We start from the raw sequence: 462 nt of genomic DNA on the forward strand, positions 1-462 counted from the left end.
GAATACCCATGAAAAGCCCACGCCGCCGCGCACGCGAGCTTGCCGTACAAGCTATTTATCAAGCAGGCATCAACAAAACTGCCGCCCCAGAAATCGCCAAAAACATCCACGAACTGTCTCAAGCGTCCAATATGGATGAAGAGCTGTTCAACAAACTGTTTTTCGGCGCACAAACCCATGCCGAAGAATACATGGAAAAAATCAGCCCCCTGCTTGACCGCGACGAAAAAGACCTCAGTCCTATCGAACGCGCCGTTTTGCTGGTTGCCTGCCATGAGCTGAGCACCATGCCTGAAACCCCCTATCCTGTCATCATCAACGAAGCCATCGAAGTTACCAAAACTTTCGGCGGCACCGACGGCCATAAATTCGTCAACGGCATCCTCGACCAGCTGGCTTCCCGCATCCGCCCTGATGAACCGCGCCGCAAAGGCTAAGATTGACTTCACATCGGAACAAGAT

Annotated in this window: 1 protein-coding gene; it reads left to right on the top strand. The window is 52.6% G+C overall.

Annotation, left to right across the window (positions count from 1 at the left end):
- The first annotated feature begins 8 nt into the window (after positions 1 to 8).
- The gene (gene nusB / locus ACTHUR_RS20265) at positions 9 to 437 is read left to right on the top strand and encodes a transcription antitermination factor NusB (protein WP_440400592.1); all 429 of its coding nucleotides are present in this window, start codon (positions 9 to 11) and stop codon (positions 435 to 437) included.
- Positions 438 to 462 lie beyond the last annotated feature (25 nt).

Source organism: Neisseria sp. P0021.S007 (assembly GCF_051956855.1).